Source organism: Arthrobacter alkaliphilus, from assembly GCF_021483235.1.
GTDB classification, from domain to species: domain Bacteria; phylum Actinomycetota; class Actinomycetes; order Actinomycetales; family Micrococcaceae; genus Arthrobacter; species Arthrobacter alkaliphilus.
Genome location: NZ_JAKEEC010000020.1, coordinates 16837 through 33790, shown reverse-complemented (window position 1 = coordinate 33790; position 16954 = coordinate 16837). Strand labels below are relative to the sequence as shown.

Annotated in this window: 12 protein-coding genes and 3 pseudogenes; 14 read left to right on the top strand and 1 reads right to left on the bottom strand. The window is 54.7% G+C overall.

The annotated features are described in order from the left end of the window. Positions 1 to 1026 precede the first annotated feature (1026 nt). Positions 1027 to 1323 (top strand): annotated as a pseudogene (locus L0B83_RS14050) (IS3 family transposase); the annotation flags it as partial. A 71-nt stretch (positions 1324 to 1394) separates the two neighbouring features. Here the strand turns inward: L0B83_RS14050 and L0B83_RS20075 are convergent. Continuing rightward, positions 1395 to 1631 (bottom strand): annotated as a pseudogene (locus tag L0B83_RS20075) (transposase); the annotation flags it as partial. Positions 1632 to 1803: 172 nt separating this feature from the next. Here L0B83_RS20075 and L0B83_RS14045 point away from each other — a divergent pair. The 13 genes and pseudogenes from L0B83_RS14045 to L0B83_RS13980 all read left to right on the top strand — a co-directional run. Continuing rightward, positions 1804 to 2652 (top strand): annotated as a pseudogene (locus L0B83_RS14045) (IS3 family transposase); the annotation flags it as partial. A 432-nt stretch (positions 2653 to 3084) separates the two neighbouring features. Further along, entirely contained in the window at positions 3085 to 4509 is a 1425-nt protein-coding gene (locus L0B83_RS14040; protein WP_234759075.1) for a tyrosine-protein kinase domain-containing protein, read from the top strand. 96 nt (positions 4510 to 4605) lie between these two features. Next, on the top strand, positions 4606 to 6393 hold the full coding sequence (locus tag L0B83_RS14035) for a polysaccharide biosynthesis protein (RefSeq protein ID WP_234759074.1): 1788 nt from the start codon (positions 4606 to 4608) through the stop codon (positions 6391 to 6393). Further along, complete coding sequence (locus L0B83_RS14030) at positions 6390 to 7400, top strand: MraY family glycosyltransferase (protein WP_234759073.1); 1011 nt, start codon at positions 6390 to 6392, stop codon at positions 7398 to 7400. Before L0B83_RS14035 ends, L0B83_RS14030 begins: the two co-directional genes overlap by 4 nt. Continuing rightward, entirely contained in the window at positions 7397 to 8350 is a 954-nt protein-coding gene (locus tag L0B83_RS14025) for an NAD-dependent epimerase/dehydratase family protein (RefSeq protein WP_234759072.1), read from the top strand. Before L0B83_RS14030 ends, L0B83_RS14025 begins: the two co-directional genes overlap by 4 nt. Next, positions 8347 to 9585 carry a glycosyltransferase family 4 protein gene (locus tag L0B83_RS14020; RefSeq protein WP_234759071.1) on the top strand — a complete coding sequence of 413 codons (1239 nt, stop codon included), beginning with the start codon at positions 8347 to 8349 and terminating at the stop codon, positions 9583 to 9585. The genes L0B83_RS14025 and L0B83_RS14020 overlap by 4 nt, the downstream gene beginning before the upstream one ends. Continuing rightward, complete coding sequence (locus L0B83_RS14015; RefSeq protein WP_234759116.1) at positions 9585 to 10640, top strand: SDR family NAD(P)-dependent oxidoreductase; 1056 nt, start codon at positions 9585 to 9587, stop codon at positions 10638 to 10640. The genes L0B83_RS14020 and L0B83_RS14015 overlap by 1 nt, the downstream gene beginning before the upstream one ends. Beyond that, the gene (locus L0B83_RS14010) at positions 10637 to 11734 is read left to right on the top strand and encodes a polysaccharide biosynthesis C-terminal domain-containing protein (RefSeq protein WP_234759070.1); all 1098 of its coding nucleotides are present in this window, start codon (positions 10637 to 10639) and stop codon (positions 11732 to 11734) included. The genes L0B83_RS14015 and L0B83_RS14010 overlap by 4 nt, the downstream gene beginning before the upstream one ends. Before the next feature lie 3 nt (positions 11735 to 11737). After that, complete coding sequence (wecB, locus tag L0B83_RS14005) at positions 11738 to 12892, top strand: non-hydrolyzing UDP-N-acetylglucosamine 2-epimerase (RefSeq protein ID WP_234759069.1); 1155 nt, start codon at positions 11738 to 11740, stop codon at positions 12890 to 12892. A gap of 34 nt (positions 12893 to 12926) precedes the next feature. Then, positions 12927 to 13439, top strand: coding sequence for an acyltransferase (locus L0B83_RS19910; RefSeq protein WP_308193998.1), 513 nt, complete (start codon positions 12927 to 12929; stop codon positions 13437 to 13439). Between the two features lie 156 nt (positions 13440 to 13595). Next, on the top strand, positions 13596 to 14705 hold the full coding sequence (locus L0B83_RS13990) for a DegT/DnrJ/EryC1/StrS family aminotransferase (RefSeq protein ID WP_234759068.1): 1110 nt from the start codon (positions 13596 to 13598) through the stop codon (positions 14703 to 14705). Continuing rightward, complete coding sequence (locus L0B83_RS13985) at positions 14702 to 15994, top strand: O-antigen translocase (protein ID WP_234759067.1); 1293 nt, start codon at positions 14702 to 14704, stop codon at positions 15992 to 15994. Before L0B83_RS13990 ends, L0B83_RS13985 begins: the two co-directional genes overlap by 4 nt. Before the next feature lie 11 nt (positions 15995 to 16005). Further along, positions 16006 to 16929 carry a glycosyltransferase family 2 protein gene (locus L0B83_RS13980; protein ID WP_234759066.1) on the top strand — a complete coding sequence of 308 codons (924 nt, stop codon included), beginning with the start codon at positions 16006 to 16008 and terminating at the stop codon, positions 16927 to 16929. The last annotated feature ends 25 nt before the right edge of the window (positions 16930 to 16954 follow it).

Below are 16954 nucleotides of genomic sequence, written 5' to 3'. Positions count from 1 at the left end.
AAGTGAATCCACGGTGCGTAGTAGTACTAGAAGTAGGGGACACCGGCCGTCGTGTTGCATCCCAGCGAAGGCCTTGCGCTCCGCCGGCGTCGACCAATCAGAGTCATGGGGGCCGATTCGACAGCGCGTTGGAGACGTAGTAGAAGCCTCTGGGAAGGTCTTTGAGAGCTTCTCGGGAACTGCGCCGCGATCGCTCGAGCGGCTTGTCGGTCCCACCATCGGACTCCCTCTGGACTCGATTGACGAACCTAGCTCTCAGTATCGTACCCTTTATCCTTGAAACCACGGTTGATCAGCCAAGGGACCCTGCCAGGTAAAGAAGGATTCGACTGCGGCGGTTGTCCACGGGGCGCCAATCTGCCCTCCGCCACCGTCATCCGATGGCGGCTCGGGGCTTGGACGAGGTTCCGGCTCGCGAATGGCGCTCCGCGATCAGTAAGGAAAATGCAGCGAGCGACGTCACACCGTCAGGTGGTGGGCCGGCGGCCCGGCCTTCTTGGACTTGCCGCGTTTCTTTCCAAAGACTGACCACCAGGCGTGGTCCTCGGACCCGCCACGCGGTCCGCTTAGAATCTGCTCACCCGAGATGCCGGCTTCTTTGACCAGGAACCGGTACCAGAATTCTGGGTCATCCCAGTGGGCATCGAACAAGCTCTGGCCCGGTATGCCTGCTCATACTTGGCATCGTTGCCGGGGTGGCTGGCCAGGGTTAGCAAGGTTGGCGGCCGATCTTCAGCTCCGGGAACGTCGCCACAACGGGGATACCGTCAGCGGCAAGCTCTCTGACGAATGGGAACCTCAATTTCCCGGCAGAGCAGCTTGTGGGCCAGCTGGGCGATGTTCGGGCCGCCCGGCCCGCGAGAACTCGGTTTCGGTCCAAGTAGGCGAGATCTAGGTCGTCTCCGCGGTAGAACGCGGGGAACCACACACACTATCTCTCAGAAGGGGGAGAACCCTCTGGGGACTGCCCCCGGTTTTGTTGACTCCTTTATCAAGCGAGCTTGTGCTCATGGAAGGATGTTGACCATGCCCACACCGTATGGGGCGGAGTTCCGCCAGGATGTTATTGATGTGGCCCACAAGGGCGAGGCGCCGCTGGCGCAGATCGCGAAAGATTTCGGGCTCTCGGTCACGACGCTTAAGCGGTGGGTTGCGGTCCCCGAACGCAAGGAGTCAGGGCGGGCATGGACCGTGGGAGCAGAGTCGGCTGAGATGCCGGAACTGAAGAGGCTGAACCGCTTGTTGGAGCAGGACCATGATGGTTTGGAGTTGGCGGAAGATGGAGCGGCAGACGTAGCGTTTGAGCTTGCGGCGGATCTCGCGGTTTGATTTTCCTGTAGCCGGGCTGCGCGTGACGTAGTCCTTCGTGGCGATGTCGAAGCTCGTGCGGGTTGGACTATGACGTCCAAGGCGCGGTTGACTTGGCGGTCGCCGGTTCGGTTGAGCCGGTGTCTGGTGGTGTTGCCGGAGGATGCAGGGCGGGGCGCAACACCACCGAGGGCGGCGAAGGCTGCCTCTGAGCGGATCCGGCCGTGGTGGGAGTACGCGCAGATGATGATGGCCGCGGTCACCGGGCCGACTCCGGGAGTCGTTTGCAGTCCGGGAGCCAGTTCGTCGGTGGGTTGGGCCAAGCCCTTGTGGTTTTCGGCGAGCTGGCCCGCGAAGTCTTTGAAGGCACGTGCCTGTCAAGACACCGCACAAGCGGGTCGGATATACCCTGAGTCACGCACCGTCCTTCGGGACCAGCCGGCCAGCCAGGCTCGGGCCGGCTACTGACCATTACAGATCTCCCGCTGGTCACGGGATCTTGCCGCCGACGGTGTTCCCGTGGCAGTGACCTGCAGGGTGGTGGGATTCAGCACGCAAGACTATTACCGGTGGAAGACCAACTCGGTGACGGAACGGGATCGGCTCGATGCGCACCTGGTCAACGCCGCACTTGACATCCCCGCAGACGACCCAGCGTTCGGATACCGGTTCATCGCCGACGACCTCCCCGAGAAGGGCATCGTGGCTGGCGAGAACAGGGTCCAGCGCTTATGCAGGGACCACGGGCATCTGCTCGGTGTTCTCCAAGAAATTGGGCCTGGACCGGAAGCCGGGGCCACCGGACCACGTCGACCTGGCGGAGCGGGTTTCACCGGGACGGCCCCAAACGAGCTGTGGCTGACGGACATCACCGAACACCAACTGCCGAAGGGAAACTCTACATCTGCGCGGCGAAGGAAGTCTTCTCCCGCAGGATCGTCGGGTACTCGATGGACGCCAGGATGAAGTCCTCGCGGGCCCTCACTTCGCTGGAGAACGCGGTGCGGTCACGCCGCCCGGCAGGGACAGTGGTCATTCGGATCGCGGATCCCAAGCCGTATTCAACCGGCCCCGCCGCTTCGTTGAATTACTCTGGCACCACGGGCTCACAGGATCCATGGGCAGGGTTGTGGCATGCGCCGACAACGCCTCCATGGAGTCGTTCTTCTTGCTGCTGCAGAAGAACGTCCCGGACCGTCAGAGATGGCTCACCAGACCGGACCTCCGGCTAGCCCCATTACGTCCTGGATCGAGCGGACCTACCACCGCCGGCGACGGCGAAGACGGCTGGGCAAACTCACGCCGATCGAACATGAAACAGTTCGCGCTCACAGCGGCCTTTGACCCAGAGCCAACGATAGCCGGGGCAGTCCCTTCAAGTCCCTGGCCGGTGAAACACAGAGAATCCCGGTGCCTACCGGCGGCGCTTGCAGGTCAAGAATCAACGGTGCCAACTGGACACATGGACTGAAGGTGCGCAAATCTGCAAGAACTGGCAGACCGTGACTGCCGCACGCCGCCAACAACTTGGTTGGCACCCCGACCCGGCAACAAGCATCCGGAAGCAGCACACCGGCATACTTGTTCGCGGGGCACGGACTCACCGCCAGTTTGACACCAACAACCGACTACGGATTGGCATCCGGAACGGCTACGATGCTATCGAGCGCGTGAACTTTACGTTGATTTTGACGCCCGTCCGAAGGGGCGTTCCGGAGTATCTCCAAAGCGTGTTCTAATAAAAACGGAGCGCCTAGAGCCTCTATAGTTTTATTCGTGACGGAGCTGCTTCTGCAGCGGAAAAGTGCTGGGGATCCTATGGAGCTGAAAGACTACTTACGCGTCATGCGGCAACGATGGATCTCCATCGTTGCCGCAGCCTTGATAGGGTTAGCGCTGGGGGCCGGGTACACTTTTCTGCAGACACCGCAGTACGAAGCTAAGAGCCAGCTTTTCGTTTCGGTAAAAGCGGGTGCATCAGCGACAGACCTGTCCCAAGGCAATGCCTTCGCTGAGAAGCGTGTCACGTCGTATTTGAGCTTGGCGACAAGTCCAAGGGTGCTTCAAGCAGTTGCCGGAGAGCTCAATCTGAGCGGAGGAGCGCAAGCCCTGTCAGGCCGGGTCGTGGCCACCACCCCCGCGCAAACCGTGCTAATTGACATAAGGGCCACAGACCCTAATGGGCAACAAGCGGCCAGGATCGCCAATTCGGCCGCGAAACAACTCATCACGGCCGTCAACGAGGTCGAAGACGTTAGCATTGTCCGTCTGAGCGTGTTCGAACAAGCAACTCCACCGGGAAGCCCGTCCTCGCCAAGAGTGCCTTTGAATCTCGCCCTCGGAGGGCTGTTTGGACTTCTGGTCGGAGCTGGATCTGCCTTGCTACGCGACGTAGTCGACACCAGGATCCGAAATCAGACCGATGTTGAACGGACTGTTGAGGCGGGCATTCTCGGAACGTTCGCGAATGATCCCGGCGTCGATAAGGAACCGTTGGTCACTCAGAGGGATCGATTCAGTCACAGAGCTGAAAGCTTCCGCCAACTCAGGACGCACCTCCACTTCACCAACATCTCTGGGGGCGCGCAGACGGTCGTCGTGTCGTCTGCAATCCCGGGGGAGGGCAAGACGTCAACGGCGATAAACCTTGCGATCATGCTTGCCGAAGGCGGAACTCGTGTGCTCTTGGTAGACGCGGACCTGAGACGCCCTCGGGTTGCCCGATACCTTGGTATTGAAGGCTCAGTTGGTTTGACCGGCGTGCTCTCGCATGCAGTAGCTCCTGAAGACGCCATCCAAGAGTGGGGCCGTGGCGGAGGACTCCACGTACTTGCGTCCGGACGTCAGGCACCTAACCCGAGTGAACTTCTAGGATCTCCGACAATGGAAAAGCTCATTGCTCGTTTTCAGACTGATTACGAGGTAGTGGTGATTGATGCGCCACCATTACTGCCTGTCACAGATCCGGCGGTACTAGGCGCAATGGCCAGTGGCGTCGTCCTTGTGGTTAGTGCCGATGGCCGGACCAAGCGAGCTGACGTAACACAGGCCGTGGCAAACCTGCAGTCGGTAAATGCTCGTTTGCTGGGCGTCGTAATCAACCGGGTAGAGAAGGTTGCGAAGGGCTATTCGTACTATGACTACCGCCCAGAGTTCGAGGAATCTGGGAAGCGTGGGAGAAATAAAAAAAATAAAGCATGAAACCGCTTGATCCCAATACTGAGCAATCAGTCACGGGGAGGAATCGGGCGTCTTACACTTTCGAAGATTCAAATTCCTGCTGGGGGAACTCACCAAATGATCCGCGACGATTTCCGGTTAAAGCCATCTCTGATGTTTCGTTGGCCAGAGTATCTTATGGATGCTGGCGTTTGGGCCGTTGCCCTTCCGATATCCACGTTGATCCGCGTGGATTTCGATGCTACGCGGATTTCACCGGCTGCAGTCAGCGGCGCAGTAGTTCTGGCCGCACTTCTACAAGCAGCCTCCGGTTGGGTCCTGGGCCTGTACCGGTTCCGTCACCCGTATGGTTCCCGCCATGATGCGCTCAGCCTCATGCTGGTGGTATCGAGCGTCGGTGCGACATTGACAATCGGCCGGCTCTTCGTCCCGGCCTCTGATGATTTCCCCCGCAGTGCACCGATTATAGGATTCCTCGTCGCTTTTGTGTTGATGGCAGGAGTTCGTCTCTTACATCGAGCGCTTAGAGAGCGGGATCTCCGTCCGGCGGAATCTGCTGCTCCGACTCTGGTGTATGGGGCCGGTGATCTTGGACAGCACGTTGTCCAGCAGATGAATAAAGATAGATATTCTCCGTTCCGACCGGTAGGCGTTATTGACGACAACCCGCGCCTTCGTGACTTCCGGTTGGAAGGGGTTCCTGTTCTAGGGAGCCGCGCCGAGTTGACGCGGATAGCACGAGGAACGGGCGCAGAGGTCTTGATCTTTGCAGTAGCTCGTGCCGATGCCGAGCTACTGCGAGAAGTTTCTGACGCTGCGGATGCTGCAGGTCTTCGGCTTCTTGTTCTGCCGTCGCTGGCAGATATCCTTGAGGGCCGCGCCCAACTTGGCGACTTGCGGGACGTGTCCATCGATGACATTATCGGTCGCCACCCGGTCGACACTGAGATGGACTCAATTGCCCACTACGTGACAGGCAAGCGAATACTTGTCACGGGCGCCGGCGGATCAATTGGTTCCGAGTTGTGCCGCCAGTTATGGCGGTATTCACCGGCCGAGGTACTCATGCTGGACAGAGACGAGTCTGGGCTCCATGGGACTCAGATGTCTGTTTTCGGACATGGGCTTCTGGACACAAAGGATGTAATTCTCGCGGACATCAGGGACAAGGATGTTCTGTCGGCTATCTTGACTCAAAGGCGACCCGAAGTAGTTTTTCACGCTGCCGCGCTGAAGCACTTGCCCATGCTTGAGCAGTACCCTGAGGAAGCTTGGAAGACCAACGTACTGGGAACTCTCAACGTTCTTGAGTCGTGCAGGACTGCCGGGGTCCACACCCTCGTAAATATCTCCACGGACAAGGCTGCGGACCCGACAAGCTTCCTAGGCAGGTCAAAGAGAATAGCTGAGCAACTCACGGCTTGGATGGCTCAGGAGACCGGAATGCGCTATCTGTCAGTGCGATTCGGCAACGTCATAGGCAGTAGAGGGTCGATGCTGCCTACTTTTCTCGCACAGATTGAGGCCGGCGGCCCCATCACTGTGACCGATCCAGAGGTTACGCGTTACTTCATGAGTATTCCCGAGGCGTGCCAATTGGTTGTTCAGGCCGGCGCGATAGGCAGGCCAGGCGAAGTGCTTATCTTGGACATGGGTCAGCCTGTCCGCATTCTCGATGTAGCTGAGCGAATGATAGCGATGTCGGGCAAGCAAATCGATATCACATTTACAGGGCTGAGGCATGGCGAAAAACTGCACGAAGCTCTGATCGATGTGGGTGAAAAAGACGAACGTCCTTTCCATCCAAGCATCTCCCATACGTCCATCGGAGGAATCGATCCTAGTGAACTTCCTAATGCTTATGAAATTTTCACGAATCGATCTGCTCAGGATTCTTTGACGTGATTGCCAACGTAGTCATATGTTCGGGCGTACTCTTCGCGCTTATCCTCCCGAGATGGATGTACCCGGTGCTTACTCGGCTTGGGATTGTGGACTTGCCAAATGCTCGTTCTTCGCATGAAGTTCCAACGATTCGAGGAATGGGCCTAGCTCTTGCCATAGCTGCAAGCCTTACTGGGCTGATTTTGGCGTTATTCGTTAGTGGCGCCGGGTCGGAATATGTTCTTGCCTTGACTCTGCTATCGTCTGCTGCCGCCACCCTTGGTTTCGTCGAAGATTGGCGAGGAGTAGGGACCAGAAAGCGTGCTTGTATACAGATTTTGATTGCCGCAGGTTTCGGTATTCTGGTCATATCAGCATATGGAACCAACTGGATCTGGATCCCTGTTATTGCGATTTCCGTCGCCGCCTATATCAATATCGCGAATTTCATGGACGGTATCAACGGGATATCAGGACTCCATGGGGGAGTCGCCGGGACTTTTTATGCCGTTCTCGGTGCGGGTACAGACAGGCCCTGGATGATACAACTGGGGATAATCGCAGCGGGTGTGTTCGTCGCGTTCCTTCCCTGGAATTTGTCCAACCGACGTGTATTTTTGGGCGATGCAGGGAGCTACCTCCTCGGCGCCTGGATCGCAGGAACGGCCGTCTTGGCAGTTGCATCTGGACTTAACCCGGTACTGGTCGTGGGCCCCACAGTGATATATCTGGCTGACACTGGCTACACACTCACGCGTAGGATCCAGCGCGGTGAGCGCTGGGCTGAAGCGCATCGGAGTCACATATACCAGCAGCTAACGTCGGAGGCCGGCGGTCACATCAAAGTCGCTCTTTTGGTCGCAGCGCTTTCGGTTGGCACTGCAGCGGCCTCCTTGTTAGTACTTCTTTCGACTTGGATTGCAATAGTTGGATCACTTATTTTAATGCTACTAGCAGTAGTATTTTATCTCATGTTGCCAAACATGCTAAAGCGAAATAAGCGCGAAATGATTGGGGAATCCGCTTGAAGATTTTGGTTACTGGAGCGAATGGATTTGTTGGGACACATATTTGTCAGGAGCTCTTGCGAGATGGCCAGGAGGTCATCGGTGCGGTTCGAAACAAGTTTACCGCCCCTGACCAAACCACGGAGTTTGCGTTTGGAGATTTGGCTGACCCGGTTCAATGGGCTCCTGCTTTGGAGGGCGTAGACACCGTAGTACATTTGGCGGCAAGAGTACATGTAATGCGTGAAACCGTGAGCGACCCTGAAGCGGCATTTCTGCGTACAAACGTCGAAGGAACCATGAATCTAGCAAATGCCGCAGCAGCTGCGGGGGTGCGCCGATTTGTGTTCATGAGCAGCATTAAAGTTAATGGCGAACAAACGTTGGATTTCCCCTTTGATGCATCTGCGATAGCAAATCCTTTGGACCCTTACGGTGTGTCGAAATGGAAGGCTGAGTTAGCGCTTTCTGAGTTAGCTGCGTCTAGCGAGATGGTGGTCATTTCTATCCGGACGCCGCTTGTTTACGGGCCAGGAGTTGGCGGAAACATGGCACGCTTGATACGTCTCGCGTCGGACGGCATTCCGCTGCCGATTGGGCGTATTCGGAACAAGCGGACCATGATTTCTGTTTGGAATCTTGTTGATCTCCTCGTAACGTGTGCCACGCAAAGTGGGCTAACTTCAGGTCTGGTTGTGGCTGGTGACGTGTACAGTCCGTCGACGCCTGAGCTGTATCGCGAATTGGTCGCAGCGATCGGTGCCCAGCCGCGAATCCTGAGTAGTCCAGTAGTGCTCTTGTCCGCACTGGGCAAGCTAACAGGGAAATCGCGCGAAGTATCCAGGCTTTGTGATTCTCTGGAGGTGAGGACCAGCTCCACCATTGAAGGGTTCGACTGGGAGGCCCCGCTGACATTCCAAGAAGGTATTAGGAGATTCGGTTCTCGATGGAGCAGGGAAGGAGCAGAATGAAGATTCTCATTGTTACTCAGTACTATGATCCAGAACCGATTTACATCCCAGGGACCGTGGCGCGGGGTCTGGCGGAGCGTGGTCACGAGGTTACCGTCATTACAGGCTACCCAAACTATCCGCACGGCCGAATCTATGGAGGGTACCGTCAACGGCTCCGTGGAAGCGAATATGATGGCCCTGTTAAAGTCGTCCGAACTCCTTTGCTGATCAGCCATTCCAAGAATCCGATAGGAAGGCTTGCCAATTACCTGTCTTTCGCGCTCTCGGCGATGGCTGCCAGTTGGAGCGTGCGCGGCGCCGATGTCGTGTATGTCTACGCCACTCAGATGACCCCAGCAATTGGACCCTCCATGATCAGGGCCTTTGGAGGCTCGCCCTACGTTATGCATGTTCAGGACTTGTGGCCTGAATCCGTGACGGGTTCATCTATGGTGGGCGGCGGCAGAACTTCGCGCTTCATTGCTGCCATCCTTGAACCTTGGTTACGGTTTCTCTACAAGCAAGCGACGGCCACTGTCGCCATCGCTCCGACTATGGCAAGCATGCTCGTTGAACGAGGTGTGCCATCGTCACGTATCAAGATGCTCTTCAACTGGGCAAATGAGAAAGTGTCGGATTTGGATCCGCCGAACGAGCAGGTGGAAAGGCCTCTAAAGTCTGACCAGGTGCTGATTGTCTACGCCGGGAACTTGGGGGACCATCAAGATCTCGAAACCGTCATTCGCGCGGCAAAGTCCGTCGAGACCGAGGAAAATTTACGGTTTGAAGTCTACGGTTCGGGTATGGCGAGGGGTCGCTTGGAAAAATTGGCGTCTGAGCTAGGCGTTTTGAACCTGACGTTTTGTGGTTCCGTCAGTGCGACCGAAATGAGAAGTGTTTACGAAAAGGCAGACTTCCAGCTCGTTACGCTCAAGGACCGAGAAATCTTCAGGGGGACCATTCCCTCAAAGCTGCAGGCTGCTCTTTTCAATGGCTCGGCGATCATGTCGAATATCGCCGGAGACGTTGCCCAGATTTGCGCGAGTGAACAGCTTGGGTTTACCTGTGAGCCTGGATCGGTTGATGCGATGGCTGATATGTTTCGCGCAGGTGGGCGGACCGCCGTTGCGGCCAGGAGGCAGATGGCTGCAAATGGCCGGGAGTTCTACAGGAGCACAATGTCTCTAGATCAAGGGATGGACGCATTGGAAAAGATCCTTCTCGAAGCTGCGACAACAGGGAAAAGTAAATGATGACCACTCAGCCCTATGAGGGTAAAAAAGTCCTAATTACAGGCGGGACCGGTTCCTTTGGGCATACCGTGGCTAAAAAGCTGCTGGACACCGGAGTAGAGCAAATACGCATTTTGAGTCGAGACGAAGCGAAACAGGACGCGATGCGACACGAAGTTCCTGACTCGCGCCTGAAGTTTTACGTTGGTGACGTTCGAGATTTCGACAGCGTAGATCGTGCGACTAAGAACGTGGACTATGTTTTTCATGCTGCCGCACTTAAGCAAGTTCCTTCCTGCGAGTTCTTTCCAATGGAGGCGGTAAAAACCAACATTACGGGTAGTGAAAATGTTGTCCGAGCAGCGGAGAAAAACGGCATTAGGTCCTTGGTGTGTCTGAGCACCGACAAAGCCGTTTATCCTGTCAATGCGATGGGCATGAGCAAGGCCATGATGGAAAAAGTCGCGCAGTCGCATGGGCTAAACAACCCGGGAGCAGAGACAATCGTATCGTGTGTACGCTATGGCAACGTCATGTACTCGCGCGGGTCGGTGATTCCACTGTTCATTAATCAACTCAAAGCTGGCAAACCACTGACAATCACTAACCCGCAAATGACCCGCTTTATGATGTCGCTTGCCGACTCCGTGAGTCTCGTCGAGTTCGCATTTGAGCATGCTCGCCAAGGTGATTTATTTGTCAAGAAGGCTCCCTCGTCCACGATCGCTGACTTGGCGCAGGCAGTCGCCAACCTCTTTGAGTCGGATACCGATATCCAAGTTATTGGCACTCGGCATGCTGAAAAGTTGTCCGAAGCCTTGGCCACTCGTGAGGAGTTGACCCGTGCACAGGATTTGGGGGATTACTTCAAGGTCCCGGCCGACAACCGCCACCTAAATTACAGTCTCTTCTTCGAATCTGGTGACGTCAACCAGGCAAATTATGCGGACTATGATTCACACACGGTGGAAAGAATGAGCGTGGGTCAGGTCGAAGACCTCCTTCTCAGTCTGCCGGAGGTCCGCCGAGAGCTTGTTCTGGCCGGGAAAACTGACCGGATAGGCGCGACGCTGTGAAAGTAGCGCTCACAGGGGCCGGCGGTTTCCTCGGATTTCACACCAGAGCACTGGTTCAAAGTTTGGGGGGCAATAGCCTCGCTGTTGGTCTCGGGGAACGTTTCGACGCGGACGAAGCCCGGAATAGCGTTGATGGAAGCGATCGGCTGGTCCACCTCGCTGGGGTAAATCGAGGAACCGATTCCGAGATCCTAGATGGGAATATGAACTTCGCTACGCAACTAGCACAAGTACTTCGGTCTGTGGCATCGCCTCCAGCTGAAGTGGTTTATGCCAATTCTATTCAGGCTGGGAATGATTCCGTATACGGTTATGCCAAGGCCCGTTCCGGCGATATTTTGAGAACCGCATGTGAATCGGTCGGTGCACGATTCACTGATATTATGTTGCCGAATTTGTTCGGCGAGCACGGCCGACCCCTTTATAACTCTGTTGTGGCGACGTTTTGCCATAAGCTCCATGCCGGAGCGCTTCCTGAAGTGAGGGATGATAAGCAACTTGTCCTGCTTCACGCGCAGACTGCTGCTGAAGTGCTCTTGGGTATCGTCACGGTAAACCAAATGGAGTCATTGGCCACTCGACGTTGGGTTTCGGAAATACTCGCCCAATTGGAACAAATAGCAGAGACCTACCGGCACGGCGATGTTCCGGTCGTAACAACTGATTTTGACCGCGATCTATTTAACACGTATCGCTCGTTTCGTACTAACAAGCCGGAAGATCTGCCTTTTGCTCTGGACCGTCGGGCGGATTCTCGCGGGAGTTTCTTCGAGGTCTGTCGCTCCCAAGGCGGAGCAAGCCAAACGAGCTTCTCGACGACGCTGCCTGGTATCACCAGAGGACAGCACTACCACCGACGGAAGATTGAGAGATTCGTGGTTCTCTCCGGTACAGCGGAGATAGCTATGCGGCGACTCTTCTCTCAGGAAGTATTGAGATTCCAGGTCAACGGTTCGGCTCCAGTAGCGATCGACATGCCGACGCTGTGGACGCACAGTATCACCAACACCGGTGACTCTGGTTTGTACACGATGTTTTGGACCAATGATATTTTCGATCCAGCCAATCCCGATACGTTCGCAGAGGAAGTGTAAGCGATGACTCCCAAGCTCAAAGTCGCCACGGTGGTTGGCACCAGACCTGAAATCATTCGCCTCGCAGCAACTATTAAGCGTCTGGATAGATATATGGATCATGTGCTTATTCACACTGGTCAGAACTATGACTACGAATTAAATGAAGTTTTTTTTGAAGACCTAGAGCTTCGTAAACCGGACCATTTCTTAGCCGCGGATGTGTCGTCTCTCGGGGCGGTGCTGGGTTCAATTCTCATAAAAATGGAAGAAGTCCTCCTCGTGGAAAAACCGGATGCTCTGCTCGTTCTGGGGGACACCAATAGCTGCATCTCTGCCGTAATTGCTCGTCGCATGAAAATTCCGGTCTTCCATATGGAAGCCGGGAACCGCTGCTTCGACGAAAATGTGCCCGAGGAGATTAATCGGCGTTTAGTAGATCACGTTTCTGACTATAACCTGGTCTATACCGAACATGCTCGGAGGAATTTGCTGGCCGAGGGTATCCATCCTTCTCGTATCCTGCTTACCGGCTCGCCAATGAGGGAAGTCCTCAAAGCCAATACGGTTTCTATTGATACCAGTGACATTCTGGAGCGCCAAGGACTTAAGCCTGGCAAATACGTACTGGTGAGCTTGCACCGCGAAGAGAATGTCGACAGTCCAGAGCGACTGGGATCGGTCCTTGAAGCGTTAAATGCGGTTGGGTCGTTTCACGATGTTCCTGTGTTGTTATCTACGCATCCGCGGACCCGCAAAAGACTAGAAGACCAGCCCGAGGAGCTCAAAGCGGGCGTGATATTGCACCCACCCTTCGGATTCAACGACTATATCAAGCTTCAGAAAGAAGCGCTTATTGTGCTCTCGGACAGTGGAACAATCAGCGAGGAGTCGTCAATTCTGGGCTTTCCCGCTGTAACGCTTCGTGATTTCATCGAACGACCGGAGTCGCTGGACTCGGGTAGTATTGTGACCTCCGGCCTGCAGAAGGATAGCATATTGGATGCCATTGATATGACCTTGGAGCAGGTAGGTATATCAGGTTTTGCCCAAGCGCCGACTGACTACCAGATCGAGGACACTTCCCGCCGTGTCGTGAACTTCATTCGATCGGCTGCCCACAGCCACGCCCAGCGGTCCGGAATTCGCATGAACTCTCGAGACCGCGACGGTGCGTGACTCGATGGCGGCACATGGGGTTGAATTGAAGAGGGTGGGTGAGGCGGAAAACCCGCGCATTCATCCGCTGGCCGATGTTAAGAGCGACCAAATCGGCGAAGGAACTAATATCTGGCAATTCGTGGTGATTTTCGAGGGTGCCAAAATCGGTGCGGATTGTAATATTTGCGCCCATGTTCTTGTCGAGTCAGACGTCGTAATCGGCGACAGAGTTACGGTCAAGAGCGGTGTTCAACTGTGGGACGGACTCCGAGTAGACGAAGATGTCTTTATTGGACCAAACGCGACCTTTGCGAATGATATATTTCCTCGTTCAAAAAACCATGAAAACGCGCTGTTGGTGACCAGGGTTTATCGCGGCGCTTCGATCGGTGCCGGTGCCGTAATTTTACCCGGGGTTGAGATTGGGCCGTATTCGATGATTGGGGCGGGTTCTGTCGTGACCAGGTCGGTACCAGCCAATGCCGTGGTAGTCGGGAACCCTGCCAGAATCATAGGGAATGTTTCTGGTCGTGTGCGGTCAAATGTAGATGGTACGCCAACATAGGCTAGTACGTCGCGTGGGTGACTTTAACGAAGAAGGAATGATGAATATGCATGCACTGTGCACATGTCGGCATTTAGAGCTAAGTGCACATGTCGGCATTTAGAGCTAAGGCAGTTTGTATCCAAAGCAATTCGATTCCGCTAGGGTGGTCTTGAGATGAAAGTTCCATTTCTCGATTTGAGGGCTTCATACCTCGAATTAAAGGCAGAGCTAGACGAGACAATAGTCAGAGTTCTCGATTCCGGCTGGTACGTCTTGGGTGAGGAGGTAGACAAATTTGAGGCCAACTATGCCGCTTACAGTGAAGCTGCTCATTGTGTCGGTGTGGGGAACGGACTCGAGGCAATCCGTCTGGCCTTGCTGGCCATGGGGCTCGGGCCCGGTGATGAAGTGATAGTACCTTCTAACACGTATATTGCCACATGGCTGGCTGTGAGCCAGTGTGGTGCAACCCCAGTGCCGGTCGAGCCGGCAACGGGGACCTTCAATATCGATCCGTCTAAGATAGAGGAAGCGATAACCTCTAAAACTCGCGCTGTTATTCCGGTTCATTTGTACGGCCAGCCAGCTGACCTAGACCCTATTATTGCGGTAGCTCGCAGATATGGCATATTTGTTCTTGAGGATGGCGCCCAAGCGCACGGTGCTCGATACAAGGGGCGACGTATCGGCGCACACGGGGATGCCGTGGCATGGAGCTTTTACCCTGGGAAGAACCTAGGAGCATTTGGTGATGCCGGCGCAGTTACCACCGATGATCCTGATCTTGCTCGGCGGATTAGAGTTCTGCGCAACTATGGGTCCGAAAGGAAGTATGTAAACGAAGTCCGTGGATTCAACAGCCGTTTGGACCCGATTCAGGCTGCAGCGCTTGGTGTGAAGTTGAAGTACCTTGATAGATGGAATCAGGCTCGCCGAGCAATAGCACAACAATATCTCAGCGGCTTGGCTAGTTCTAGCCTCGTCTTGCCCAAAGTGGATACAAATGCGGAGCCAGTATGGCACGTTTTTGCGGTTCAATCCGAGGACAGAAACGTCTTCCAAGTCGAACTTGCAAAGTCTGGTATCGGAACCCTGATCCATTATCCTATTGCTCCTCACTTGCAGGAAGCCTACCTTGACTTAGGTCACGGGAAGGGGTCTTTTCCGTTGTCCGAAAAAATTCACGACAGCGTCTTTAGCCTACCGATGTATCCGCAGATGGACTCCGAGCAGGTGGATGCGGTCATCGCAGCTTGTGTTGCCGTAAAGCATCGCTCAGCATGAGCCTCCTCCGGACCAGTCTGTTAAACGGAATCGTAGTGGCGGTGAGAATTGGGAGCGCGTTGGCTCTGAATAAGATCTTCGCCGTACTTGTCGGGCCGAGTGGTTACGCTGCGATTGGTCAGTTTCAGAATGCGGTTACAGTCGCCATTAGTCTTTCGAGCGCGGGAATTTCTTCTGGCGTTACTAGGGAGACTGCAGCCTTTGCAGACAACCCGCGGAAACAGATTGGGATCTGGAGAACTGCCTTCACTATCGCCACCATTTTGTCGGCCGTTATCGGTGCGGCGATTGGGCTCTTCAGCTCAAGCTTGGCATCGTGGTTGCTCGATAGCCCAGACTCCAGTTACGTGTTCATATGCCTTGCCTTCTTATTGCCTGCAATTATTTCGAACAATATTCTCTTGGCGATAATAAACGGCAAGAAAGATGTTTCTCTGTATGTCAAGGCCAATATACTCGGTAGTGTTGTTGTACTTATCTTGGCTGCAACTCTGACACTGGCTTTTGGACTTAACGGCGGGCTGACAGCTTTCGCTGTGAGCCCGGCTGTTGCGCTCGTCGGGACAGTCTTTATGCTGAGGAAGAAGGCCTGGTTCAAGTATTCCAGTCTGTTCGGCAAGTCAGATCGAAACGCGAGAACCCAGCTTTTGCGGTTCGGCATGATGGGCCTGGCTGGCGCAGTTTCTATGCCGCTGGCCTCTATTCTAATTCGGCAGCACATCACTGAGACGTTAGGGCTGGAAGCCGCCGGATATTGGCAGGCGGTTTGGCGCATCAGCGAGGTCTACCTGATGCTAATTACCACAACTCTTTCGCTTTACTTCTTGCCAAGGCTTGGTGAGATTAGTTTGGCTGGCGAGCTGAAGGCTGAAATTAGACGCCTCTACGTTTTCGTGATTCCCGTCGTTGTCGGTAGCGCTCTTTTGATCTTTCTGCTTAGAGATTTTATCATTCATATTCTTTTCACTCAGGACTTTCTACCGATCCGTGATCTCTTCTTTTGGCAGCTAGTCGGCGATGCACTCAAAATAGGTTCGTGGGTCCTTGGCTATGTCTTACTTGGCCGTACAATGGTAAAGGCGTATGTTTTTGCCGAGCTCATTTTCAGTGCGTCGTTTTTTGGCCTAGTTGTTTGGCTAGTCGGCCCTTTCGGACTTCAAGGAGTTGCGGTCGCCTACACGGTAAACTATTTCTTCTACTGGATATACGTGGCAGTCATGACCCGGAGGGAAATTCATCGCATGGCCCTTGTGAAGCCGGCAGTTGCGAGGAGCGGTGCAGCGGAATGAGTATACCTCTCGTGAGCATATTGGTGATTTCATATAATCAGCAGGACCTTATTTTTGAAACTGTGGAGTCGTGTCTTGGACAGACATATAAGAACATTCAAATCGTTGTCAGTGATGATGGATCATCAGATAGGACCCCCGAAATCCTGCGCGAGTTGAAAGAGCGTTATCCTGAGCGGATAAAGCTTGTTCTGAATCCTAAAAATTCCGGCATTACAGCCAACTGCAACATCGGACTGGCTGCTTGTGACGGAGAGTTTGTAGCACTCATGGGTGGGGATGATCTGCTTCTCCCTCAAAAAGTTGAGCTTCAGGTTCACGCATTTATGGATGATCCTGAGCTCGTGCTCTCTTATCATCCTTGCGACGTCTCCGTTGATAATCGTGTAGTCGATAAGGTGGGGCACCGTGACAAGGACCTGGTCTCCGGATTGATCGACATGATTGGGAAATTCGAAGCGCAGCTTCCCGGTCCCGCCACCATGGTTCGCGCATCGGCAGTTCCCGAGGACGGTTTCGACTCTAGCATTCCAACGGCGAGCGATTGGCTTTTCTTTATTGATGTGAGTTCTCGCGGGCGCGTTTCTCGGCTCAATGAGACATTAGCTATATATCGCCAGCACGGGGGCAATGTTGGGCATCGGTATTTCGACTATTCAGGTGACTTCATTCGTACGATCGAAATTGCAGGACGACGCTACGGTCACATTGACGGTGTAGCTTCTGCGGCGAAGCGTGGTGCGCGCCGATTTCTTCTAGGGATAATTTATAGGTCGATTTCGCAGGGGGAATTGAAAAGGGCGCGCGTGTACACTGCGCAACTTCCTCAGTATGCGAGCTGGATGCTCGGCGTCGGGATATATTTGATTACCTATATTCCCGGTGCCGGCGGGATGTTTCGGTTGGCAAAGTCATTTCTCAAGCGTTACGTGTGATGAAGTGCTGAAACTATCTTCCGCC

Excerpts from the sequence above, each read along its gene's own strand:
- L0B83_RS14035 (WP_234759074.1), top strand. The coding sequence starts at position 4,606 with ATGATCCGCGACGATTTCCGGTTAAAGCCATCTCTGATGTTTCGTTGG.
- L0B83_RS14020 (WP_234759071.1), top strand. The coding sequence starts at position 8,347 with ATGAAGATTCTCATTGTTACTCAGTACTATGATCCAGAACCGATTTAC.
- L0B83_RS14015 (WP_234759116.1), top strand. The coding sequence starts at position 9,585 with ATGACCACTCAGCCCTATGAGGGTAAAAAAGTCCTAATTACAGGCGGG.
- wecB (WP_234759069.1), top strand. The coding sequence starts at position 11,738 with ATGACTCCCAAGCTCAAAGTCGCCACGGTGGTTGGCACCAGACCTGAA.
- L0B83_RS13990 (WP_234759068.1), top strand. The coding sequence starts at position 13,596 with ATGAAAGTTCCATTTCTCGATTTGAGGGCTTCATACCTCGAATTAAAG.
- L0B83_RS13985 (WP_234759067.1), top strand. The coding sequence starts at position 14,702 with ATGAGCCTCCTCCGGACCAGTCTGTTAAACGGAATCGTAGTGGCGGTG.